This is a genomic window from Pseudoduganella sp. LjRoot289, from assembly GCF_964252925.1.
Lineage (GTDB): Bacteria > Pseudomonadota > Gammaproteobacteria > Burkholderiales > Burkholderiaceae_D > Rugamonas.
The window spans coordinates 1,955,274-1,976,939 of the sequence record NZ_CAXUPN020000001.1 but is presented as its reverse complement, the minus strand read 5'-3'; the positions used below and the strand labels follow the sequence as shown (position 1 = coordinate 1,976,939).

Sequence of the window (21,666 nt, the reverse complement as noted above, 5' to 3'; positions counted from 1 at the left end):
TCATTGCGGCACGTTGCGCGTGGCCGAGCTGATCAGCTCCAGCGGGATTTTTGGGCTGCGGTCGGCGTTCAGCAAGCCGTTCGTTTCCTGGAAGGTGTCGGCGAACTGGGTGTAGCAGAAGCCGCTGAACATCGCCGTCTCATTGACCACGTGCAGCAGCGCGCGGTAGCTGTCCTCGAAGGCGGTGGCGGTGTTGGCGCGCGAATAGCCCCAGGTGTGGTGCGCGGGGGCGCGCGGGTCGAAGGCGATGCCGCCGAACTCGGTGAGCACGATGGGCTGGCCCCGGTGCGGAAAACCGTCCAGCGTGAGGATGCGTCCGCCGGGGCGGCGCCGGTCGAACAGCGTGGTGGCCGGGTCGCTCACCGCGTAGCGCGCGCCCAGCTTGTGCGGGTCGGCGTCGTAGTCGTGGATGCCGAGGATGTCCGTGGCCGACGCCTCCCAGCCGTCGTTGCCGATCACGGGCCGGTTGGCATCGAGCACCCGCGTCAGGTGGTACAGCGCCTCGACCGCGTTGCGGTGGGCCTGCATCGCCGTCAGATTGGGCACGCCCCAGGACTCGTTGTACGGCACCCAGACGATGATGCAGGGGTGGCTGTAGTCGCGTTCGATGGCCTCGGTCCACTCGCGTACCATGCGGCTCACCGCGCGCGGGCTGAAGGCGTAGCAGGACGGCATCTCCTCCCACACCATCAGGCCCAGCCTGTCGGCCCAGTACAGATAGCGCGGATCCTCGATTTTCTGGTGCTTGCGCACGCCGTTGAAGCCCATGGCCTTGGCCAGCTCCACGTCCTTGCGCAGCGCCGCGTCGTTGGGCGCGGTCATGATGGTGTCGGTCCAGTAGCCCTGGTCCAGCACCAGGCGCAGGTGGTAGGGCCGGCCGTTGAGCATGAAGCGGTCGCGGTTGATGGACACCGAACGCAGCGCGGTGTACGAGCGCACCCGGTCGAGCACCTGGTCGCCGGCGCGCAGCGTCAGTTCCGCGTCGAGCAAGGTCGGGCGTTCCGGACTCCACAGCAGCTCGTTGCGCGAGTCGTCGATGCCGGGGTCGGACAGGGCGATCTTGCGGTTGGCCTCCTGGCCCACCAGCATGTAGAGGTCGTCGGCCAGCAGTTTTCCGCCGTGGGAGACTTTCACCTCCACGGTCAGGCCGGACTTGAGGTCGCCGGCCGCCAGGATTTCGCAGCCGATCTCGAAGCCTTCGAACACCGGGGTCCAGCGCAGCGACTTGATGTAGGTGGCGCCGACCGGTTCCAGCCACACGGTCTGCCAGATGCCGGTGGTGCGCGGATACCAGATCGAATGCGGCTCCAGCTGCCAGTCCTGCTTGCCGCGCGGCTTGGCCAGGTCGGCCGGGTCGTCCTCGGCGCGCAGCACGATCACCTGCTGTTCGTCCGCGTCCAGCGCTTCCGTGATGTCGGCCGAGAAAGGCGTGTGGCCGCCCTCGTGCTGCGCCACCAGTTCGCCGTTCACCCACACCTTGGCCAGGTAGTCCACCGCGCCGAAATGCAGGATGGTGCGCTGCCCGCGCCTGTCCATGGGCAGCGGGAACGCCAGCCGGTACCAGCACACGCTGTGGAAACCCGTGTCGCCGATGCCGCTGGCGCTGGACTCGGGAGGGTAAGGCACGGTGATGCTGCGGTCCCAGGAAATGTCGTCCCGCGGGTCGCTGTAGAGCAGCGCGTCGTCGTAGGCGAATTCCCAGGTGCCGTTCAGATTTGTCCAGTCCGCTCTGACCAGTTGCGGTCGGGGATAGCCGAAATCATCCATCTCATCTCCAGCAAGTTTGTCCGTCGTGGAGAAAATCTTAACAACGATTCACGCCGGACGCTGTGCCAATTCCGCTTCGAAATTATTTTTCCGAAATCGCGTACCGCCTTTAGGTAAGCCGTCTCTTCCATATCGGCATGCGAAGCGAGCGCGGCAACAGCGCGCGGGACGGACTCCTACACGGTCCTGCTACGCGTTCCTATCCCGGCCCGCATGCGCCGCGCAGAAGATGGCTGCTGCGGCGCCGGCATCGCCCGCGCGGCGCAAGCAATCCATCCCCATCCCAACCAAGGAGGAACCATGTTTGCTCACAACAAGCGGCTGCAATACACGGTGCGCGTCGGCGAGACCAACCCCGGCCTGGCGAACCTGATGCTCGAACAGTTCGGCGGCCCGCAAGGCGAGCTGGCGGCCGCGCTGCGCTACTTCACCCAGGCGCTGGCAGAAGACGACCCCGGCCGCAAGGACATGCTGTTCGACATCGCCACCGAAGAACTGAGCCATCTGGAGGTGATCGGCAACATCGTCGCCATGCTCAACAAGGGCGCCAAGGGCCGGCTGGCCGAAGGCGTCGACCGGGAAGCCGACATCTACCGTTCGATCACCGGCGCCGGCAACGACAGCCACCTGACGCAAGTGCTGTACGGCGGCGGCGTGGCGCTGACCAACTCGGCCGGCGTGCCGTGGAGTGCGGCCTACATCGACACGATCGGCGAACCGACCGCCGACCTGCGCTCTAACATCGCGGCCGAAGCGCGCGCCAAGATCGTCTACGAGCGGCTGATCAACCTGACCACCGACGCCGGCGTGAAGGAAGCGCTCGGATTCCTGATGACGCGCGAGATCGCGCACCAGAAGTCATTCGAGAAAGCGCTGTACGCCATCCAGCCCAACTTCCCGCCGGGGAAACTGGCGGGGCGGCCGGAGTTCACCAGCGTCTACTTCGACATGTCGCAAGGTGGGCCGGAACTGCGCGGCGCGTGGAACGACGGCGGCGAGTGGGACGTGGTCAGCGACCCGGCGAGGCAGATGGCGGTCGACGGCGGAGACGGCAGCGCCTCGGTCGCGCTGACCGACGAAGAGGAGGCGCTGCTGAACCGGATGGCGGCGCGCACCCTGTCCGACCCGGACGCCGATCCGCTGACCGGGGCCGAACTGGGCATGGGTCCGCCGCCCGACGGCCAGGGCAGCGGCCTGCCTGCCGGCGCGCGCGGCCGCAGCGTCCCCGGCGACGGCCCCGGTGCAAGCGCAGGCTTGGGCGCCAGCCCGGGCAACAGCCCTGGTGCGGGTGCAGGCTTGGGGGCCAGCCCGGCCAACGGCCCTGGTGCAGGTGCGGGCTCGGGCGCCGGGGCCGGCAACGGCCAAGGCGCCGCAGCAGCTTCAAACCCTGGCGCAGGCACAAGTCCGCGGCCGGCTTCGCCCCACTGACGACGGCCATGCGCACCGCACGCGCAAGCACGCCGTGGCGCGCGGCATTGGGCTGGCTGGTCTGCGCCGCCGGCGTGCTGCTGCTGGCGCGCGACGCGGTGGGGGCGCTTTCCGCGCTGCCGGGCAGCATGCGCGGCGCGCTGACCGGCGGCCTGTTCGCTGCGCTCGCCACGGCGGCCGGCACGCTGCCGGTGCTGCTGGCGCAGAAGGTGTCGCAGCGCCTGTACGACGCCGCGCTCGGCCTGGGCGCCGGCATCATGCTGGCCGCCACCGCGTTCTCGCTGGTGATACCGGCAATCGCCGCCAGCAAGGCCGCTGGCGCAACGCCGCTCACGGCCAGCCTGGTGACGGCCGGCGGCATCGCGCTCGGCATGCTGGCGGTGCTGCTGCTCGAGCGCGCGGTCGAACCCGGCACGGCGCTCGGGCCTGCGCCGGCGGTGCGCGAACTGGAGCGCGAGCGGGACGCGGTCTCACTACGGCGCGCCTGGCTGTTCGTGGCGGCGGTGGCCATACATAACGTACCGGAAGGGCTGGCGATCGGCGTCGGCTACGCCGGCGTGGACGCGCTGAAGGCGCACAGCCTGGCCACCGGCATCGCCATCCAGGACATACCGGAGGGACTGGTGGTGGCGATGGCGCTGCGGGCGGTCGGCTACGGACGCGTGTACAGCACCGTGCTGGGCGCCTTGTCCGGCGTACCCGAGCCGCTGGCCGCCATTGCCGGCGCCCTGCTGATCGACTATTCGGCGGCGCTGCTGCCCTGGGGGCTGGCCGGCGCGGCCGGCGCGATGTTGTTCGTGATCTGCCACGAAGTGGTGCCGGCGGCGCACAGGAACGGCGCCTGTACCGGCGCCTCGTGCGCGCTGGTGGCCGGGTTCATCGTGATGATGGTGCTGGATACTGCGCTCGCTTAAATAGCCACGGCCTTGTCGTTCCCGCGCAAGGCTCGGCGCCCCCGCGGGAACCCATGCCAAACGTCACAATGCGTTGCAATGCGTCGCTGCCGGACCATGCCCTAATGCTTGCGCGCCTGCTTCTTGCCGCCGCCCGCCCCCTTCTTCTCGCCCGCCTTGCTATGGCTGGCCGCTTCCTTGCCGCTGGCCGACTTCGAACCGGTGCCGGCCGACTGCTTCGAGCCCTCGTCCGCGCCCTGCCTGGAAGCCCCGCCCTGCGCCTTCTGACTGCTGCCTTCCTTGCCGCCTTTCTTAGCCATGTCGTTCTCCTCGTGGTCGCCTCCCGCTGAGGCATGAAATCATTATGAGAAAGACACTTTGGCGATACTATCGGCTGGCGCCCTGGCAATGCGTGGGATAAATCCTATGCGCTCCTATGCGATTCCTTGACTTTCATCGCCGCAATTGCTCCAATGCCGGGATGTTTGCCTCTTTTACCACTTCTATTGCCCATTTCGTCCTGCTTCCGCCACTCAGCCTGTTCCTGGCCATGCTGACGGGCTGGCTGCTGCAGCGCCGTTGGCCCCGGCTGGGCAGGACGGTGATGTACGGCGCCTCCGTCGCGCTGATAGTCCTGTGCACCGATGCCGGCGCGCGCCTGCTCGTGCGGCCCCTGGAAAGCCTGACCGCGCCGCTGGCCGCCTACGCTGCACCCGGCCCTGAAAGCCCCCCCGACACCCGCCCCGCCCAAGGCGCCCAAGCCATCGTCGTACTGGCGGCAGGCAGCATGGAACGCGCGCCCGAATATGGCGCGGACATTCCGGACACCATCGCCCTGGCGCGCATCCGCTACGGCGCCTACCTGCAGCACCAGACAGGGCTGCCGCTGCTGGTCAGCGGAGGCAACGCCGACCCGGCGCGCAAGGTGGAGGCCAAGGCGCACGTGATGGCGCGCGTGCTGCGCGACGACTTCCGCACCCCGGTGCAATGGGTGGAGCCGGAATCGGCCACCACGGCCGAGAACGCGGCCTTCTCCGCCCGGATGCTGAAACAGGCCGGCGTGCGCCGCGTCCTGCTGGTGACGACCGCCATGCACATGGCGCGCGCCCAGCGCGCTTTTGAACATGCCGGCCTGGAAGTGGTGCCCGCTCCCACCATGTTCCAGGCCTACGGCCCGCTGTCGCCGCTGGAGTTCGTGCCCAGCGCGGACGCACTGCAAGCTTCCTACTACGCCAGCTATGAATGGATAGGCCTGGCGTGGTACCGCCTCAACGAATAACGAACCTCTCCCATACGGAATATACATGTCCCGCCTGAACAAGAAGAAACCCGGCCGCGCGCGCCTGTACGCCATCCTGGCCCTGCTGGGGCTTGCCGCCGGCGGCGCAGCGGCGATCTACGCCATCGAAACCGTCGGCATGACGCCGCGCCAGGTCGGTCCGTATATCGAACGCCGCAGCGGCGGCCACAATGCCTTGATCGAGGGCGTGAGCCGCCGCGTCGCCTCGACGCTGGCCGTGCTCGACAGGGGCGACGGCACAGCCCCGGTGCTGCCGGCCTGGCATGCCGGCGCCCGGCCGGCTGGACCCGGAACCGCTTCCGGCGCGCACATCGTGCCGGTGGCGAGTCCGGGCGCGCTGGTCCAGGCGATGGCGCAGGCCAGGCCGGGCGACGTCATCACGCTGCAGCCAGGCACCTACCGTTTCAGCGGCACGCCCTACATCGTTGCCGCTTTGCCGGGCACCAAGGAGCAGCCGATCACCGTGCGCGCCGAACGCCCCGGCAGCGTCACCATCGAATCCCAACTGGCGGAAGGCTTCCTGGTGTCCGCGCCATACTGGACATTCGAGAACCTGACGATACGCGGCGCCTGTTCCGATCCGGGCGCGTGCGAGCACGCTTTCCACGTCACCGGCCGCGCCAGCGGCTTCGTCTCGCGCAACAACACCATCAGCGATTTCAACTCGCATTTCAAGGTAAACGCCCAGAACGGCCACGCGCCCGACGCCGGTGTAATCGAGCACAACACGTTGAGCAACGCAGCGGTGCGCCAGACCTCCAGCCCGGTGACGCCGATCGACCTGGTGGCCGGCAGCGGCTGGTCATTGCGCGCCAACCTGATCTACGACTTCATCAAGGGCCAGGGCGACCAGGTCAGCTACGGCGGCTACGCCAAGGGAGCGGGGTCGGCCAATGTGTTCGCGCGCAATGTGGTGATTTGCGAACAGCGGCTGCGCGGCCATCCGGGCCAGCGCGTCGGCCTGTCGCTGGGCGGCGGCGGGACCGGCCTGCCCTATTGCCGCGACCGACGCTGCATCACCGAACAGGACGGCAGCACCATCGAGTCCAACCTGATCGCCTCCTGTTCCGACGAAGGCATCTATCTGAACCGCGCCGCCACCAGCAAGGTGCTGCACAACACGCTGATCGACACGGCCGGCATCATGGTGCGCTACGTCGAGACCAGCGCCACCATCGCCGGCAATATCGTGGACGGCCGCGTGCGCGCCGACCGGGGCGCCATCCTGCGCGCGGGCGACAACCTGGAAACCGGCCTGAGCCGCCTGTACGCCGGTTTCCATCCGCAACGCGCGCTGTTCCAGGATCCGCTGGCGCTGAACCTGGCCTGGAGCGGCGAGGCGCCGCGCCGCGCCAGGGGCGAGCCGGATGTGGGCATCGACCTGTGCGGCGCCAGCCGTCCTGCCCAGCCTGCCTACGGCGCGGTGGAGAATTTCGCCGCCTGCTTGCAACGCTAAGCCCCGAAGGCGCAGCGCACCGAAAGCGTGCGTATACGGTGCGAGCGGCTGGCACGTTTCTTGATACTGTTAAGGTATCGCAGCCAGGGAACGAGCAGATGCCTACCTTCTTCAATGAAATGCACGCCGATGGCGGATCGGAAGTCCGGGAACACTACCGCGAATTTTGCCGCTGGCTCAGCCAGCAGCCCCCGGAGACCATAGAACGCAAGCGGGCCGAGGCGGACATCATGTTCCGCCGCGTCGGCATCACCTTCGCCGTCTACGGCGACGACGCGGGCACGGAACGGCTGATCCCGTTCGACATCGTGCCGCGCATCATCCCCGCCGGCGAGTGGAGCCAGCTGCAGACCGGGCTGGTGCAGCGCGTGAAAGCGCTGAACATGTTCATCCACGACATCTACCACGACCAGAACATCATCAAGGCCGGCATCATCCCGGCCGAGCAAATCTACCGCAACGCGCAGTACCGGCCCGAGATGCAGGGCATCTCGGTCGCGTCCGACATCTACGCCCACATCGCCGGGGTGGACATCGTGCGCGCCGGCCAGGGCGAGTTCTACGTGCTGGAAGATAATCTGCGGGTGCCGTCCGGCGTGTCCTACATGCTGGAAGACCGCAAGATGATGATGCGGCTGTTCCCAGAACTGTTCGCCCGCAACAAGATCGCGCCGGTGGACCACTACCCCGACCTGCTGCTCGACAATCTGCGCTCGGTGGCGCCGATGGGCGTGGACGACCCCACCATCGTCGTCATGACGCCCGGCATGTACAACTCGGCCTACTTCGAGCACGCCTTCCTGGCGCAGCAGATGGGCGTGGAGCTGGTCGAGGGCAAGGACTTGTTCGTGGCCGACAACGCTGTGTACATGCGCACCACGCACGGCCCGAAACGGGTCGACGTGATCTACCGCCGCCTGGACGACGACTTCCTCGACCCGCTCGCCTTCCGTCCCGACTCTTCGCTCGGCGTGCCGGGCCTGCTGTCGGTCTACCGCGCCGGCCGGGTCACCCTGGCCAACGCCATCGGCACCGGCGTGGCCGACGACAAGTCGATCTACCCCTACGTGCCGGACATGATCCGCTTCTACCTGTCCGAGCAGCCGGTGTTGAACAACGTACCGACTTACCAGTGCAGGAAGAAGGAAGACCTGGCCTATACGCTGGCCCACCTGCCGCACCTGGTGGTAAAGGAAGTGCACGGCGCGGGCGGCTACGGCATGCTGGTCGGGCCGGCGTCGACGCGCGAGCAGATCGAGGACTTCCGGCGCCGGCTGATCGCCAAGCCGGACGGCTACATCGCCCAGCCGACCCTGGCGCTGTCGAACTGCCCCACCTTCGTGGAAAGCGGCATCGCGCCGCGCCATATCGACCTGCGGCCGTTCGTGCTGTCGGGCAAAACCATCTCCATGGTGCCGGGCGGGCTGACCCGCGTCGCGCTGCAGGACGGTTCGCTGGTGGTGAACTCCTCGCAGGGCGGCGGCACCAAAGACACGTGGATACTGGAAAAGGATCAACCATGCTGAGCCGCACCGCCGATCATTTGTTCTGGATGGCGCGCTACACGGAGCGCGCCGAAAACACCGCCCGCATGCTGGACGTGAATGTGCAGACGTCCATGCTGCCGCAGTCCGAGCACGACGCCGCGCAAGGCTGGCGGGCCATGCTGGGCATCTCCGAGCTGCAAACGGCCTACGACCGCAAGCACGCCACGGTGGAGGCGCGCAGCGTGGTCGACTTCATGGTGCGCGACCCGTCGAACCCCTCGTCGATCGCCGCCTGCCTGACGGAGGCGCGGGAGAACGCGCGCGCGGTGCGCGGCACCCTGACCACCGAAGTGTGGGAAATTTTGAACCAGACCTGGCTGGACATGCAGAAACGCTTGAACAGCGGCCTGCTGGAAAACGACCCGAGCCAGTTCTTCGAATGGGTGAAGTACCGCTCGCACCTGTCGCGCGGCGTGACCCTGGGCACCATGCTGCGCGACGACGCGGTGCACTTCATCCGCCTCGGCACCTTTCTGGAGCGGGCCGACAACACGGCGCGCATCCTGGACGTGAAGTTCCACGGCGCCAAGGATCCCGGCGACGAGCAGGCGCAGCGCGAGTTCTACTACTGGGCCGCGCTGCTGCGCTCCGTGTCCGGCTTCGAGATCTACCGCAAGGTCTACCGCGACATCATCACCCCGGCCCGGGTGGCCGAACTGCTGATGCTGCGCGCCGACATGCCGCGCTCGCTGCTCGCCTGCATGGACGAGGTGGTGCAAAACCTGCACCAGGTGCGCAACGACCTGTCCAGGGACACCGAGCGCCTGGCGGGCAAGCTGCACGCCGAGCTGCAGTTCGGCCGCATCGACGACATCCTGCAAGCCGGATTGCACGACACGCTGACGGAGTTTCTGCGCCGGATATACGAACTGGGGAACCGCATCAGCCGCGATTTCCTGGTCCCGCTGGCCGCTTAGGAGAGAACCATGCAATTATCGATACGCCATGAAACCAGCTACAGCTACACCGCGCCGCAAGCGTATTCGATCCAGCAGCTGCACCTGACGCCGCGCGCCGAGGGGCACCAGCATGTGCTGAACTGGCATTTGAACACGGTGGGCCAGATCCACGGCTACACCGACGCCTATGGCAACCTGTCGCACATGCTGACCATCAATACGCCGCATTCCGGGCTGGCCATCGTCGCGCACGGGCTGGTGGAGACCGTGACGCCGGCCGAGGGCCGCATCGCCAACGGCGATTCGCTGTCCCCGCTGATCTACACCGTGCCGACCCGGCTGACCGAGGCCACCCCCGGCATACTGGAACTGGCGGCGGCCTGCCTGCCGGACGGCAAGGCGCAGACGCGGCATTTGATGCGGCTGGCGGAGCACATCTTTGGTGCGGTCAAGTATCAAAGCGGTGCGACCGAGGTGACCACCACCGCCAGCGCCGCGCTGCAGCTCGGCATCGGCGTGTGCCAGGACCACGCCCACATCTTCCTGGCCTGCTGCCACGCGCACGGCATCCCGGCGCGCTACGTGTCCGGCTACATCGACCCGGACGGCAGCAGCCACGCCGCCAGCCACGCCTGGGTGGACGCCTGGGCCGACGACGGCGACTACAGCGGCTGGATCAGCATCGACGTCACGCACGCGCGGCTGATGACGGACGCCTACTGCCGCCTCGCCATCGGCCGCGACTACGACGCCGCCGCGCCGGTGCGCGGCGTCCGCCGCGGCGGCGGCGACGAGGCCATGTCGGTTCATGTGCAAATCATCCCCCAATAACGGCGAGTTCTGGGCATCTTGACGGCGCTGGGATCAGCGCCCCGGAGGATTAAAAATGCCCAGAGCCTGCCTGGGGCGGTGATAAAATTAGTTCCTTGATCCAATAAATTATTATCAAATGACTTACTGTGTGGGGATGCGCCTGGAAGCGGGCTTGGTTTTTCTGTCGGATTCGCGCACCAACGCGGGCGTGGACCAGGTGAGCACGGCGCGCAAGCTGAATGTGTTCGAGAACCCCGGCGAACGCATGATGGTACTGATGACGGCGGGCAATCTGTCGATTTCGCAGTCGGTGCGGCAACTGCTGTCCGAGCACACCGGCGCGGCCGGCTACAGCATCTGGACCGCGCCCAATATGCACGAGGCGGCGCGCCTGGTCGGCGAGGTGGTGCGCCTGGTGCATGAGCGCGACGCGAAGGCGCTGGCCGAGTTCGGCATCGATTTCAACGTCAGCCTGATTTTCGGCGGCCAGATCAAGGGCGAACGCTGCCGCCTGTTCCAGGTGTACTCGGCGGGCAATTTCATCGAGTCGCACAACGAGAACACCTATTTCCAGATCGGCGAGGCCAAATACGGCAAACCCATCATCGACCGCGTGGTCACGCCGTCCACCTCGCTCGACGAGGCCGCCAAGTGTGCGCTCATTTCCATGGATTCCACGCTGCGCTCCAACATCTCGGTGGGCTTGCCGCTCGATCTGCTGGTCTACGAGGACAATGCGCTGGCGGTGACGCGCTTCGTCACCATCGACGAGCGCAACCAGTACTTCCAGATGATACGCAACACCTGGGGCCAGCAGCTCAAGACCATCTTCGAAGGCATCGAGGCGCCGGTGTGGGACGCCGCCCCCGAGGCGCCGGGCAATGCGCTGTCGACCAGCAATATGGCAAGCAAGCCGGTGCGCATGCCGCTGCCGGACAGCATCTCCACGACCCGCGAAGCGCCGGGACCGCTGCAATCCTTCGCGCAGCAATTCGGTAACAAACAACAGTAAGCTGGCGGCTGCAGTCAGGCCGGCCGCCAGCGTTTCAGCAACAAGGCGTTGCTGATGACGCTGACCGAACTGAACGCCATCGCGGCGCCCGCCACCACCGGGTTCAGCATCCCCGCCGCCGCCAGCGGTATGCCGACCAGGTTGAACACGAAGGCCCAGAACAGGTTTTGCCGGATCTTGCTGTAGGTGCGGCGCGAGATGTCGATGGCGTCCGCCACCAGCGCGGGATCGCCGCGCATCAGCGTGATCCCGGCCGCGTGCATGGCGACGTCGGCGCCGGTGGACATGGCGATGCCGACATCGGCCGCCGTCAGCGCGGGCGCGTCGTTGATGCCGTCGCCGACCATGGCGACCACTTCGCCCGCCGCCTTCAGCCGCGCCACTTCATCCGCTTTGCCGCCGGGCAGCACCCCGGCGATCACCCGCTGCACCGCCAGCGCCCGGCCCACGGCATCGGCGCTGCCCTGGTTGTCGCCAGTCAGCAGCACGGTCTTGACGCCGAGCGCATGCAGCCTGCGCACCGCGCCGGCCGCGCTCGGCTTGACCCGGTCGCCAAAGCCGATCAGGCCCAGCAAGCGCGGCGTGTCCCCGGCGGCGGCGAGCCAGGAGACGCTGTTGCCTGCCCGCTCGAGTTCGGCGGCCCGCGTTTGCAGGGGCGCGAGGTCGACGCCGGACTCCCGCATCAGCCGCGTGCTGCCCAGCAGCAGACGCATGCCTGCTACCGCCCCGGACAAGCCTCTGCCGGGCAGCGCCTTCAAATCCGCCACGGCCAGCGGCGCCACGGCCCGCGCGGCCGCCAACGCGGTCACGGCGCCGGCCAGCGGATGCGCGCTGCCTTGCTGCAGCGAGGCCGCCAGTTGCAACAGCAGGTCGCCATCGGCCGCGTCCGCCTCTGCCGCCCCGGCAAGCTGCGGCGCCGCTCCAGGCTGCCCTGATGTCGCCACGTCGGCGTGCCCCGCCTCAGCGGCGCGCGCCTGGGGATGCGCCGCTGCAGCCCTGGCAGGTCCTGCCGGCGAAGCGGGTGTGCCAGCGACGTCATAGGCATCGCCGTGAGTGGACAAGGCGCGGATCGCGCCTGCGGCCGCGAGTTCGGTCACGGCCGGCTTGCCGTCGGTAAGCGTGCCCGTCTTGTCGAAGACGACAGTAGTGACCTTGTGCGCGATTTCCAGCGCTTCGGCATCCTTGATCAGGATGCCGTGCCGGGCGCCGGCGCCGGTGCCGGCCATGATGGCGGCCGGCGTCGCCAAACCGAGCGCGCACGGGCAGGCGATCACCAGCACCGCCACCGCGTTGATGATGGCAGTGCCGGCGCCCGCCCCGGCCAGCGACCAGCCCGCAAGCGTCAGCAGCGCGACCGCCAGCACCACCGGCACGAAGACGGCGCTGACCTTGTCCACCAGATGCTGCACCGGCGCCTTCTCCGCCTGCGCGTTTTCCACCAGCCGTATGATGCGCGCCAGCGTGGTCTCGGCGCCGACCGCGCCGGTGCGCACCAGCAGCAAACCTTCCGCGTTGATGGCGCCGCCAGTCACTTTCGCACCGGGATATTTGGCTACCGGCAGGCTCTCGCCGGTCAGCATCGACTCATTGACGTGGCTGTCGCCCTCGCTCACCGTGCCGTCGACCGGCACGCGCTCTCCCGGCCGCACGACCACCATGTCGCCCACCCGCACCGCGCCGGCCGGCACTTCGGCGTCCACGCCGTTGCGGCGTACGCGCGCCACCTCCGGGCGCAAGGCTTGCAAGGCGCGGATCGCCTGCATGGTCTGGCGCTTGGCGCGGGCCTCCAGCCATTTGCCCAGCAGTACCAGCGTGATGACCACGGACGCGGCCTCGAAATACAGGTGAGGCATGGCTGCCTGGGAAGCGAGCAACTGGTAGACGCTCAGCCCGAAAGCCGCGCTGGTGCCGATGGCAACCAGCAAATCCATATTCCCCGCGCCTGCCCTGGCCGCCTTCCAGCCGGCCTTGTAGAAGCGCGCGCCCAGCCAGAACTGCACCGGCGCAGCCAGCGCGAGCTGCAGCCAGCCGGGCAGCATCCAGTGGACGCCGAACGGCTGCGCCAGCATCGGTACGATGAGCGGCAGCGACAGCAGTGCCGCGATGCCGACGTGCGCGCCCTGCCGGTCCGCCGCCGCACGATGCGCCGCGGCATGCTCAGGCGCGCTCTCCAGCGGCACGGCCGTGGCGGCATCCGCTTCCGGCGTGGCCTGGTAGCCGGCCGCCGCGATTGCGTGCACCAGTTGCCCTGCGTCGACCGCCCGGTCCGCGACGACGTGCGCGCGCTCGGTGGCCAGGTTGACACTGACGCTGGCGACGCCTGCAACCTTCCTGATTGCCTTCTCCACCCGCCCCACGCAGGAGCCACAGCTCATGCCTTCTATGTCGAGCGAGATCTCGTGCCGCGCGGATTCCTGGGGGGATTCTTGCATAGCCGAATTGTCCATGATGCCGTCCTAAACTTATCGAGCTTGCAGTCTAGACCTTACCATGATGGGAAGGTCAAGCGCATGCTGTCGAAAACGACATCATGTTCATGTGCCAAGCAGGCCAGCGCGCCGATGCTGCACTGGGCCAAAACGCCGGCGGCCGCCGCCGCCCGTTTCACACCGGGACAGTCAACAGCTGGCACACAGAAGCTGCCGGGCGCGCCTAGCCAGTCGCATGCATGGCATTGATGCTCATTGCCCGCAGCCATAAGTATTGCTCATGGATTGTTCATAAATGCCTAACGATCCCCGTGCAATCCTATCGTGCGTTACCGGTTTTAACACATCGTTACAATTGTTACCCTGTCCGGTGGGAATGTGTGCGTTTTCTGCAAAATGAGCATGATAATATCGCCTCCACTTTGCATACACTCTGCATTTGGCGCATGATGTAATGCAGTGCACCAAATGTCAAAAAAATAAAATATTTGTTGTCTTGGAGTAATAGTGATATCATCCAAGTCCACGCCGCTAGAATTCGGCTCGCATAAAAGGCAAACTCGAAGATGGAATTATTCAACAAGTCCGGCGTTTTGGTGGCAACGGTGCTGGTTTCCGTTGGCATACTGATCGGTGTGCAGGCCAAGGACGATATGGTTCCCCCTGCCCCCGTCATCGAAGCGACGGCATTGCAGATGAATAAAAATGGAAATATTGCTGCGGAGCGGCGACTGCGCGAATGGGCCGAACAAGGTTCCGCCGTGGCGCGCCGCGAACTGGCCCGCCAGTACCTGTCCGACGCAGCGCGGCGCGATGAAGCGCTCAAGCTGTTCGAGGAGGCCGCCAGCGCCGGCGACAGCCAGGCTGTCATGCATTTGTCTGAATTGCACCGTGAAATCCGGGAAGCCGGACTCGGCTCCATCAAGGAAGCCGCCGCCACCCGCACCGCCGCCAACAGCTGGAACCGCTACTAAGCTGCCAGCCAGATGGATCGCCTGCGCGCGCTGGAAGTTTTTGTCGAAGTCGTCCGCAAGGAAAGCTTTGCCCGGGCAGCCGAAGCGCTTGATACTTCCCCCGCCAACGTCACCCGCTATATCAGCGATCTCGAAGCGCATTTGCACACCAGGCTGTTGAACCGCAGCTCGCGCCGCATGTCGCTCACCTCCAGCGGCGAAGCGCTGTTTGAACGCGCCAAGTCCATCCTCGACGAAGTGGCCGAAGCCGAAGCCATCGTCTCCTCCGCCACCATGCAGCCGCGCGGCCTGCTGCGCATCAATGCCCCGCTCAGTTTCGGCGTGCAGCACCTGGCGCCGCTGTGGCCGCGTTTCATGGAGCGCTACCCCGACGTGCAGCTGGAAGTGGCGCTGATCGACCGCGTGGTCGACATCGTCGAGGAAGGCTATGACATGGCGGTGCGCATCTCGCGCGCCGGCCCCACCTCGAACGTGGCGCGCAAGCTGGCCAGTTCCCGCAATATGCTGTGCGCCGCGCCGGCCTATCTCGCCAGGCGCGGCATGCCGGCCACGCCGGCCGACCTGCTCAAGCACAACTGCATAGCTTATAGCTACCATGCCAGCGACGAGTGGCAATTGCTGGATCTGGAACAGAAACTGCACACGGTGAAGATTCCATTCATGATGCGCACCAATAACGGCGACACCGCGCGCGCCGTTGCGCTGGGCGGCCAGGGCATCATCTGGCAGCCAACCTTCCTGATCGGCGCCGACCTGCGCGCCGGCCGCCTGGTGCAGGTGCTGCCCGACTACCACCTGCCCGACATCGACATCCAGGCCGTCTACCCCAGCCGCCGTCACCTGAGCGCCAAGGTGCGCGTGATGATCGATTTCCTGGCCGAGGCGTTCAAGGAAACGCCGCCCTGGGAACGGCCCGCCTAGGGCATATGGGAGAGCGCGCACGGCGGCCGCCTGCGTTACAGTGCCTGCATTGACAGGATGTGGAGGATTTCATGGCGGACGGCAAGCTCATTGACAGTAAAACCGGCGAGGCGGCGGTCCCTGCAGCGGACCCGGGCGCGGCGCAGCTGGCTGCCCGGCAGGCGGGAAGGCAGGCGGTCGCCCTCGGCTTCATCGCGGGCTACGTCGACACGCTGGGCTTTGTGGCCCTGTTCGGGCTGTTCACCGCCCACGTCACCGGCAACTTCGTGCTGATCGGCAGCGAGCTGGCGCGGCCAGGCGGCAGCAGCGTAACGATCAAATTCCTCGCCTTTGCGTCTTTCGTGGCGGCCGTCGCCCTGACCCGCCTGTACATCCTGTGGCTGGAGCGGGGCCAGGCAGCGCCGCTGCGTTCGGTATTGTGGCTGCAATTAGTCTTGCTGCTGGGCTTCATGCTGGCGGGCTTGGCCGCACTGCCCCTGACCGCCTCCGACACGCCGCTGGCGCTGCTGGCCGGCACCCTGGGCGCCGCCGCGATGGGCGTGCAGAATGCCGCCGCTAAGTTGCTGCTCGCCAACCTGACACCAACCACGGTCATGACGGGCAACGTCACGCAGCTGGTGATCGACCTGGTCGACATCCTGCGCGGCGGCGCCGACACGTCCATCCACCGCCGCTGCGCCAAATTCCTGTGGCCCATCCTGGCCTTCGGCGTGGGCTGCGCAGGGGGGGCGTTTGGCTTTGTCTATGCCGGCTTTTACGGCTTGCTGCTGCCGGCCGCGCTGCTGGCCTGGCTCGCGCTGCGGGCCGGCTAGCGTGCAAGCCGCGCGCAAACCGCGTGCAAAGCCGATGTTAAACCGGATTAACATCTCTTAACTTGCCCTGCCTGCGTTGCCCGTCCATCATGTATGCATGAGAAGCAGCAGCGCCCGCTGCTGCAGCACGCAGGAGAACCACCATGCAACCCCATACCCTGAACGTTCACATCATGCATGCAGACCCGGTCATGACGGCGGGTCTGCGCGTCATCCTCGGCGACCATGCCGACTTCTCCGTCTCCACGCACGCGGTCTGCCCGCATGCCCTCAGCATGGCCCACGTCATCGTGGCCGACTACCAGGGCGGCATCGCCGCCGCCCGCCAGATGCCGCAGGACCGCTACAGCCCGGCCCCGCGCGTGCTCATCGTGACCCAGTTCGACAAGGAATGGGAAGTGCGCATGGCCATGGACAGCGGCGTGCACGGCTATCTGCTGCAAGGCTGCAGCGCCGACGAACTGGTGAAGGCTACGCGTTCCCTGAGCCAGGGTCTGCGCCACCTGAGCGAATCGGTGACCCGCTGCGTGGCCGACAGCCTGAGCCGCGAGTCCCTGACCGGCCGCGAAACCGACGTGCTGCGCCTGCTGGCCCAGGGCTGCTGCAACAAGTCCATCGCGCGCGAACTGGGCATCGGCGTCGGCACGGTGAAGACCCACGTGAAGGGTTTGATGAGCAAGCTCGACGCCACCGCCCGCACCCACGCGGTGGTGGTGGCAACCCAGCGCGGCCTGATCGGCCCGAGCCAGGGCCTGATGCGCCGGCCTGTCAACGGCTTCCACAACGCCGCACTCCAATAAGGTTCGTGCGGACTGAACCTCCGCAAACCGCAAAGTTCCCTCAGCACCATTGACCCAGATCAGCCTCTGCTTTGCTCCACGGACGATACTGGGGCAAACCGGAGGAGACCACCGTGGCCCAGCATCAGCAATTCCTGAACTGCCTGCACGCCTACACCCAGCAGCACCGCGCCGAACCATGGCGCGGCAACTTCGGACTATTCATGGAGCAGGTGCTGGCGGCCTCCCCGGCCGCGCCCTCCCTGCTGGCGCGCAGCGCGCACCAGTACACCTGGGACATGCTGCGCTGGAGCGGAGAGAGCCATCCCGGCGGGCTGTTCGCAGAAGAACTGTTCGGCATGGACGATGCCATCGCCCGCGTCACCAGCTATTTCCAGGCGGCGGCGGCCGGCTCCGAAGTCGGGCGCCGGCTGCTGCTGCTGCTCGGTCCGCCATCCGGCGGCAAATCCACCCTCGTCATCCTGCTCAAGCGCGGCCTCGAGGAATACAGCCAGACCGAGGCCGGCGCACTGTACGCCATCGCCGGCTGCCCGGTGCATGAGTCGCCGCTGCATTTGCTGCCGCACACCTTGCGCGGCAGCTTCCGCGAAACCTATGGCGCCGAGGCGTCCGGTGAACTGTGTCCGCACTGCCGCGCGCGGCTGGAGCAGCAGCACGGCGGCGACTTCCTGCAAATGCCGGTCGAGCGCATGGTCATCTCCGAGGCGGGCCGCAGCGGCATCGGCACCTACGCGCCGCACGACCCGTCCACGGCCGACATGTCCGACCTGGTCGGTTCGATCGACCTGGCCAAGGTGGCCGAGGTGGGCGACGAGGGCGATCCGCGCGCCTGGTCCTGGTCGGGCGCCGTCTACGCCGCCAGCCGCGGCATGCTGGAAATGATAGAGATCCTGAAGGCGAAGCGCGAATTCCTGCACCTGCTGCTGACGCTGACGCAGGAAAAGAACGTCAAGGTGGCGCGCTTTCCGCTGATCCACCTGGACGAGACCATCGTCGCCCACACCAACCTGGCCGAGTTCCGCCGTTTCGTGCAGGAGAGCGAGAACGAGGCGCTGCTCGACCGCATGGTCATCGTGCAGGTGCCATACACGCTGGACTACCGCGAGGAAGCGCGCATATACGGCAAGCTGATCAAGTCCGCCGCGCCCGCCTTCCGCGACGTGCACCTGGATCCGCACGCGCTGCATGCGGCGGCCGTGTTCGCCATCCTGAGCCGTTTGCCGGACGCCGATGGCAAGGAGGACGAAGCGATACGCACGGTGCGGCTGCGGGCCGGCGAAGACGTCGACGGCATGCAGCGGCCCGAACGCGCCGCCGCGCGCGCGCGCGAAGGGGCGGCGGACGAGGGCCTGGCAGGGGTATCGCCGCGCTTCGTGGTCAATGCGCTGTCGCACGCCATCATCCGCTCCGGCCGCGCCAGCCTGGGCACCATGGACGTGCTGCTGGCGCTGAAGGAAGCGATCGACGGCGACGCCCGTATCGACGCCAGGTGCAAGCGGCGCTGGATCGCGCACCTGGTGGTGGCGCGCAAGGCCTTCTACAACGGCTGGGTGAAGGAAGACGTGCACCGCGCGCTGTTCGTCTCCTTCGAACGGGAGGCGCAGGACTTGCTGGACAAATACCTGGACGAGGTGGAAGCCATGCTGGACAACCGCCAGGTCAGCGATCCCATCACCAGCGACGAACGCCGCCCGGACGAGCGCTTCCTGCGCGCTGTGGAGGAAAAGATCCATGTCAGCGAGGCGGGCAAGCAGTCGTTCCGGCAGGAGGTGGTGCGCAAGGCCATGGGCGCCTACAAGCGCGGTGAGCGGTTCAGCCTGGCCAGCCACGCGCCCCTGCGCGAAGCCATCCAGCAATACCTGTTCGAACAGCGCCGCGACGTGCTGCGCCTGGTCAGTTCCGAACACCGGCCCGACGACGCCATGCGCGGCCGGGTCGCCGCGGTCGAACAGCGGCTCGTTGACGAGTACGGCTACGACAGCCACAGCGCGCGCGAAGCGCTGGCCTACGTCACCACCCTGCTGGCGCAGGAATGACGGCCCGGAGGTGCTCCATGGGCGACAGGCAGCAGCATCCGGATTTGCAGCCGCAGCGCTGGTATGCGCTGTTCTCGCGCGGCGAGCGCGACTGGCTGCGGCACAACGACAAGGTGCGCGAGGCGGTGCGCGCCTACCTGCCGCGCATGTTGGACAGTCCGGACCTGATCACCGGGCCGCAGGACCGGCCGGTAAAAATACCGCTGCATCTGCTGGAGCACGCGCGCTTCCGCCTGGCCGCCCCGCCCGGCGCGGGCAGCGGCGCAGGCAGGGGCGCAGGCCGTCCGGGCGACATGCTGCGGCCCGGACGCGATGACGGCGGCCCGCACGACGGCGAAGCGGCCGTGCACGGCGGGGGCGGCGACGGCGAGGGCATCGGCAGTTCCGGCGGCGCCGGCGGCAGCGACGCCGGCGGTGCTTACAACGGCGACAGCGTTCCCATACTGCTCGAATTTGCGGCCAGCGACATCATGGACTGCTTGTGGGAGGAAATGCGCCTGCCCTTGCTGGAGCCCAAGCCGGCGCCCGGGCGCGAGCTGGCGAGCGCGCGCAGCGGCTGGGACACGCACGGCGCACCGTCGCAACTGGACCGCCGCCGCACCGTCAAGCAAGCCATCCGGCGCCGCGTCGCGCTGCCGGCCGCGGCCAGCACAGGGGCGCCGCCGCACGCCTTCGCCAGCAGCGACCTGCGCTACCACCAGCACGTGGCCCGGCCGCGCGCGGCCAGCGGCGCCGTCGTGCTGTGCGCGCTGGACGTGTCAGCCAGCATGACGCTGCCCGAACGCAAGCTGGCCAAGACCTTCTTCTACTTCGCCTTGCAAGGCCTGCGCCGCAAGTACAGCGAAGTGGCGGTGCGCTTCATCGCCCACACCACCCGCGCCTGGGAATTCCCGGAGCAGGATTTCTTCCAGATCGCCGGCGAAGGCGGCACGCAAGCGTCCAGCGCGTTCGAGCTGGCGCACGCACTGGTGCGGCGCGACTATGGCGGCGCGCGCCACAACGTCTACCTGTTCTACGCCTCCGACGGCGAGAACTACAGCGAAGACCGGGTCGCCGCCAGCCAGGCGCTGGGGCAACTGGCGCCGCTGCTGAACTATATGGGCTACCTGGAGACCGTGCCCGGCCTGGCCGCCGCGCAGGCGGCCGCCCGCGACAGCGAGCTGCGCCGCCTGTTCCAGGCCCAGCAGCATGCCGGCCGCGCGGCCGGCATCAGCGTGCTGATGCAGCCGGAGGACATCTGGCAAGCGATCCGCCGCTTCTTCGTGCACGCGGCGGCGGAGCCATGAGCCGCCACGCCGCCGCCATCGAAGCGCTGGCCGTCGAACTGGGTCTGGAATGCAATCCGGTCGTGTTCGAGACCGTGCCGGCCAGCTTCATCATGGAGATCGCCGTCTACGGCCTGCCGGTGCGCATGCGCCACTGGTCCTACGGCCTGCGCTACCTGCGCCAGATGGTGATGCGGCACATGGGCCAGTCGCACATCTTCGAAGTGATGTTCCCGGGCGATCCCTGCCGCGCCTACCTCATGGACAGCAATAGCGAGGCGGAAAACGCGCTGGTCACCGCCCACGTGCTGGGGCACGCCGACTTCGCGCGCCGCAATGCGCTGTTCGCGCGCTTCATGGACATGGCGGGCGGGCACATCATCGAGCACAGCGCGGCGCGCGCCCGGCGCATCGAGCGCGCCTTGCTGCACCACGGCCAGCGCAAGGTCGAGGCCGTGCTGGACGCGGCGCTGGCGCTGGAAACCCATATCGACATCCATGCCCCGTTGCAACGCCAGCGCTACCCCGGCGCCACGCTGCCGCCGCATCCGGAATACGACCTGCTATGGTTCATCGCCCACTACGCCCCCGCCCTGCAGGACTGGGAACGCGACATCTTCCTGGCCGTGCGCGAGGAGGCGTTCTACTTCTACCCGGTATTCGCCTGCCAGATCATGAACGAGGGCTGGGCCTCGTACTGGCACGCGCGTTTGCTACGCGAGGCGCACTTCCTGCCGCCAGGCCTGTACCTGGAGGCGATCAAGGCGCATTCCGACGTGGTCCGCCCGAGCGGCGCCGAGGGCCGGGCCGCCTTGCAGCTCAGCGCCTACCATCTGGGCTTCGTGATGTGGGAATACCTGATCGAACGCCACGGCATCGCCGGCGCGCGCCGCATCTGCCGCGACGAGGACGACTTCGGCTTCATCCGCAACCACCTGGACCAGCCGCTGGCGGACCGGCTGCAGCTCTTCGTCTACGAAGAGGAAGTCGACGGTGCGGCCTACATCGGCAGCCGCAGCCTGCCCGAGGTACGCGAAGCCATCCTGTCGCCGCGTTACAACTACGGGGCACCCTGCATTGCCGTGCGGGAAGTAGACGCCGGCGGCGGCCTGAAACTGATGCACGACTACCGGCGCGACGGACGCGGCCTGGCGCTGCCCCAGGCCGAGCGCGTGCTGGGCTACATCGCGCGCGTCTGGCAGCGGCCGGTCACCTTGCAAACATCCGGCGAGCGCGGCGTCATCCACACATTGCGGGCGGAACCGGGACCGCCCTGAGACCGATCATTGAGGCGAATCAACAAGCGTAGCTGGA

At 67.4% G+C, this 21,666-nt stretch carries 17 protein-coding genes and 1 pseudogene; 15 read left to right on the top strand and 3 right to left on the bottom strand.

Annotation, left to right across the window (positions count from 1 at the left end):
- The gene (locus tag ACSQ8Y_RS08475; protein ID WP_436266004.1) at nucleotides 1–1,767 is read right to left on the bottom strand and encodes a glycoside hydrolase family 2 protein; all 1,767 of its coding nucleotides are present in this window, start codon (nucleotides 1,765–1,767) and stop codon (nucleotides 1–3) included.
- A 300-nt stretch (nucleotides 1,768–2,067) separates the two neighbouring features.
- Between ACSQ8Y_RS08475 and ACSQ8Y_RS08470 the strand changes: the two are divergent.
- A pseudogene (locus ACSQ8Y_RS08470) lies at nucleotides 2,068–2,940 on the top strand (manganese catalase family protein); the annotation flags it as partial.
- 263 nt (nucleotides 2,941–3,203) lie between these two features.
- Nucleotides 3,204–4,109, top strand: coding sequence for a ZIP family metal transporter (locus ACSQ8Y_RS08465; protein ID WP_436266003.1), 906 nt, complete (start codon nucleotides 3,204–3,206; stop codon nucleotides 4,107–4,109).
- A gap of 101 nt (nucleotides 4,110–4,210) precedes the next feature.
- Here ACSQ8Y_RS08465 and ACSQ8Y_RS08460 read toward each other — a convergent pair whose 3' ends face one another.
- Nucleotides 4,211–4,408: a hypothetical protein gene (locus tag ACSQ8Y_RS08460; protein WP_436266002.1), complete on the bottom strand. Its 198-nt coding sequence runs from the start codon at nucleotides 4,406–4,408 to the stop codon at nucleotides 4,211–4,213.
- Between the two features lie 161 nt (nucleotides 4,409–4,569).
- On the opposite strand from ACSQ8Y_RS08460, the gene ACSQ8Y_RS08455 reads away from it, so the two are divergent.
- From ACSQ8Y_RS08455 to ACSQ8Y_RS08430, 6 genes are all read left to right on the top strand, one after another.
- Complete coding sequence (locus tag ACSQ8Y_RS08455) at nucleotides 4,570–5,367, top strand: YdcF family protein (protein WP_436266001.1); 798 nt, start codon at nucleotides 4,570–4,572, stop codon at nucleotides 5,365–5,367.
- A 25-nt stretch (nucleotides 5,368–5,392) separates the two neighbouring features.
- Nucleotides 5,393–6,844 carry a chondroitinase-B domain-containing protein gene (locus ACSQ8Y_RS08450; RefSeq protein ID WP_436266000.1) on the top strand — a complete coding sequence of 484 codons (1,452 nt, stop codon included), beginning with the start codon at nucleotides 5,393–5,395 and terminating at the stop codon, nucleotides 6,842–6,844.
- A gap of 98 nt (nucleotides 6,845–6,942) precedes the next feature.
- Entirely contained in the window at nucleotides 6,943–8,370 is a 1,428-nt protein-coding gene (locus tag ACSQ8Y_RS08445; RefSeq protein ID WP_436265999.1) for a circularly permuted type 2 ATP-grasp protein, read from the top strand.
- Nucleotides 8,364–9,308: an alpha-E domain-containing protein gene (locus ACSQ8Y_RS08440; protein WP_436265998.1), complete on the top strand. Its 945-nt coding sequence runs from the start codon at nucleotides 8,364–8,366 to the stop codon at nucleotides 9,306–9,308. Before ACSQ8Y_RS08445 ends, ACSQ8Y_RS08440 begins: the two co-directional genes overlap by 7 nt.
- A gap of 9 nt (nucleotides 9,309–9,317) precedes the next feature.
- Entirely contained in the window at nucleotides 9,318–10,121 is an 804-nt protein-coding gene (locus tag ACSQ8Y_RS08435) for a transglutaminase family protein (RefSeq protein ID WP_436265997.1), read from the top strand.
- 118 nt (nucleotides 10,122–10,239) lie between these two features.
- Nucleotides 10,240–11,115, top strand: a complete 876-nt coding sequence (locus ACSQ8Y_RS08430) for a peptidase (protein ID WP_436265996.1) — start codon at nucleotides 10,240–10,242, stop codon at nucleotides 11,113–11,115.
- A gap of 14 nt (nucleotides 11,116–11,129) precedes the next feature.
- Here ACSQ8Y_RS08430 and ACSQ8Y_RS08425 read toward each other — a convergent pair whose 3' ends face one another.
- Entirely contained in the window at nucleotides 11,130–13,562 is a 2,433-nt protein-coding gene (locus ACSQ8Y_RS08425) for a heavy metal translocating P-type ATPase (RefSeq protein WP_436265995.1), read from the bottom strand.
- 548 nt (nucleotides 13,563–14,110) lie between these two features.
- Here ACSQ8Y_RS08425 and ACSQ8Y_RS08420 point away from each other — a divergent pair.
- The 7 genes from ACSQ8Y_RS08420 to ACSQ8Y_RS08390 all read left to right on the top strand — a co-directional run bounded on the left by ACSQ8Y_RS08420 (nucleotide 14,111) and on the right by ACSQ8Y_RS08390 (nucleotide 21,629).
- The gene (locus tag ACSQ8Y_RS08420; RefSeq protein ID WP_436265994.1) at nucleotides 14,111–14,518 is read left to right on the top strand and encodes a hypothetical protein; all 408 of its coding nucleotides are present in this window, start codon (nucleotides 14,111–14,113) and stop codon (nucleotides 14,516–14,518) included.
- Nucleotides 14,519–14,530: 12 nt separating this feature from the next.
- A complete protein-coding gene (locus tag ACSQ8Y_RS08415) occupies nucleotides 14,531–15,439 on the top strand; it encodes a LysR family transcriptional regulator (RefSeq protein WP_436265993.1) in 909 nt (302 codons plus the stop codon).
- 71 nt (nucleotides 15,440–15,510) lie between these two features.
- Nucleotides 15,511–16,251: a YoaK family protein gene (locus ACSQ8Y_RS08410; protein WP_436265992.1), complete on the top strand. Its 741-nt coding sequence runs from the start codon at nucleotides 15,511–15,513 to the stop codon at nucleotides 16,249–16,251.
- Between the two features lie 143 nt (nucleotides 16,252–16,394).
- The gene (locus ACSQ8Y_RS08405; protein WP_436265991.1) at nucleotides 16,395–17,051 is read left to right on the top strand and encodes a LuxR C-terminal-related transcriptional regulator; all 657 of its coding nucleotides are present in this window, start codon (nucleotides 16,395–16,397) and stop codon (nucleotides 17,049–17,051) included.
- Between the two features lie 113 nt (nucleotides 17,052–17,164).
- Nucleotides 17,165–19,087, top strand: coding sequence for a serine protein kinase (locus ACSQ8Y_RS08400; protein ID WP_436265990.1), 1,923 nt, complete (start codon nucleotides 17,165–17,167; stop codon nucleotides 19,085–19,087).
- 17 nt (nucleotides 19,088–19,104) lie between these two features.
- Complete coding sequence (locus ACSQ8Y_RS08395; RefSeq protein WP_436265989.1) at nucleotides 19,105–20,373, top strand: DUF444 family protein; 1,269 nt, start codon at nucleotides 19,105–19,107, stop codon at nucleotides 20,371–20,373.
- On the top strand, nucleotides 20,370–21,629 hold the full coding sequence (locus ACSQ8Y_RS08390; protein ID WP_436265988.1) for a SpoVR family protein: 1,260 nt from the start codon (nucleotides 20,370–20,372) through the stop codon (nucleotides 21,627–21,629). The genes ACSQ8Y_RS08395 and ACSQ8Y_RS08390 overlap by 4 nt, the downstream gene beginning before the upstream one ends.
- The last annotated feature ends 37 nt before the right edge of the window (nucleotides 21,630–21,666 follow it).

What these genes read in the sequence shown, in the direction of transcription:
- ACSQ8Y_RS08445 (WP_436265999.1), top strand. Translation starts at nt 6,943, where the DNA reads ATGCCTACCTTCTTCAATGAAATGCACGCCGATGGCGGATCGGAAGTC.
- ACSQ8Y_RS08415 (WP_436265993.1), top strand. Translation starts at nt 14,531, where the DNA reads ATGGATCGCCTGCGCGCGCTGGAAGTTTTTGTCGAAGTCGTCCGCAAG.
- ACSQ8Y_RS08450 (WP_436266000.1), top strand. Translation starts at nt 5,393, where the DNA reads ATGTCCCGCCTGAACAAGAAGAAACCCGGCCGCGCGCGCCTGTACGCC.
- ACSQ8Y_RS08435 (WP_436265997.1), top strand. Translation starts at nt 9,318, where the DNA reads ATGCAATTATCGATACGCCATGAAACCAGCTACAGCTACACCGCGCCG.
- ACSQ8Y_RS08420 (WP_436265994.1), top strand. Translation starts at nt 14,111, where the DNA reads ATGGAATTATTCAACAAGTCCGGCGTTTTGGTGGCAACGGTGCTGGTT.
- ACSQ8Y_RS08465 (WP_436266003.1), top strand. Translation starts at nt 3,204, where the DNA reads ATGCGCACCGCACGCGCAAGCACGCCGTGGCGCGCGGCATTGGGCTGG.
- ACSQ8Y_RS08430 (WP_436265996.1), top strand. Translation starts at nt 10,240, where the DNA reads ATGACTTACTGTGTGGGGATGCGCCTGGAAGCGGGCTTGGTTTTTCTG.
- ACSQ8Y_RS08395 (WP_436265989.1), top strand. Translation starts at nt 19,105, where the DNA reads ATGGGCGACAGGCAGCAGCATCCGGATTTGCAGCCGCAGCGCTGGTAT.
- ACSQ8Y_RS08475 (WP_436266004.1), bottom strand. Translation starts at nt 1,767, where the DNA reads ATGGATGATTTCGGCTATCCCCGACCGCAACTGGTCAGAGCGGACTGG.
- ACSQ8Y_RS08460 (WP_436266002.1), bottom strand. Translation starts at nt 4,408, where the DNA reads ATGGCTAAGAAAGGCGGCAAGGAAGGCAGCAGTCAGAAGGCGCAGGGC.
- ACSQ8Y_RS08440 (WP_436265998.1), top strand. Translation starts at nt 8,364, where the DNA reads ATGCTGAGCCGCACCGCCGATCATTTGTTCTGGATGGCGCGCTACACG.
- ACSQ8Y_RS08425 (WP_436265995.1), bottom strand. Translation starts at nt 13,562, where the DNA reads ATGGACAATTCGGCTATGCAAGAATCCCCCCAGGAATCCGCGCGGCAC.
- ACSQ8Y_RS08405 (WP_436265991.1), top strand. Translation starts at nt 16,395, where the DNA reads ATGCAACCCCATACCCTGAACGTTCACATCATGCATGCAGACCCGGTC.
- ACSQ8Y_RS08390 (WP_436265988.1), top strand. Translation starts at nt 20,370, where the DNA reads ATGAGCCGCCACGCCGCCGCCATCGAAGCGCTGGCCGTCGAACTGGGT.
- ACSQ8Y_RS08410 (WP_436265992.1), top strand. Translation starts at nt 15,511, where the DNA reads ATGGCGGACGGCAAGCTCATTGACAGTAAAACCGGCGAGGCGGCGGTC.
- ACSQ8Y_RS08455 (WP_436266001.1), top strand. Translation starts at nt 4,570, where the DNA reads ATGTTTGCCTCTTTTACCACTTCTATTGCCCATTTCGTCCTGCTTCCG.